The organism is Azospirillum sp. UFLA03-27 (assembly GCF_059803775.1).
In genome coordinates, this window is the sequence record NZ_JAUQTX010000519.1 from 1 (window position 1) to 865 (window position 865).

Here is an 865-nt window from a genome sequence, read left to right on the forward strand (position 1 = left end):
TTGTCGGCCGACAGGATCGGCAGACCGGACTCAGCAAGGATCTTCTTGCCCAGCTCGACGTTCGTGCCTTCCAGACGCACGACCAGAGGCACATGCAGCTTCACATCGCGGGCCGCCGTGACGACGCCTTCGGCGATGACGTCGCAGCGCATGATGCCGCCGAAGATGTTGACCAGGATGCCTTCGACGTTCGGGTCGGAGAGGATCAGCTTGAAGGCCGCGGTGACGCGCTCCTTGGTGGCGCCGCCGCCGACATCGAGGAAGTTGGCCGGCTCGCCGCCGTACAGCTTGATGATGTCCATGGTGCCCATCGCCAGGCCGGCGCCGTTGACCATGCAGCCGATGTTGCCATCCAGCTTGACGTAGTTCAGGTCATGCTTGGCCGCCTCGACCTCGGCCGGATCCTCCTCCGCGACATCACGCAGCTCGGCCACGTTCTTGTGACGGAACAGGGCGTTGTCGTCGAAGGCCATCTTGGCGTCGAGCGCCAGGATCTCACCGGTGCCGGTAACGATCAGCGGGTTGATCTCGACGATCGCGCAGTCCAGCTCAGTGAAGGCGCGGTACATGGCGGTCAGGAACTTCGCCGCCGCACCGACCTGCTTGCCTTCGAGGCCCAGCGCGAAGGCGACCTTGCGGGTGTGATAGCCCTGGATGCCGGTGGCCGGGTCGATGGCGACCTTGACGATCTTCTCCGGCGTGTTGTGGGCGACCTCCTCGATCTCCATGCCGCCTTCGGTGGACGCCATGATGGTGACGCGGCCGGTGGCGCGGTCGGTCAGCATGCCGAGATACAGCTCGCGCTTGATGTCGGCGCCTTCCTCGACGTAGAGGCGCTTGACCTCGCGGCCTTCCGCACCGGTCT

1 protein-coding gene is annotated in these 865 nt (G+C 65.1%); it reads right to left on the reverse strand.

Annotation, left to right across the window (positions count from 1 at the left end; all coding sequences use genetic code 11):
• Positions 1-865 (reverse strand): ADP-forming succinate--CoA ligase subunit beta (gene sucC / locus Q4I23_RS32840; RefSeq protein ID WP_498529024.1); only part of this gene is annotated, 865 nt, incomplete at both ends.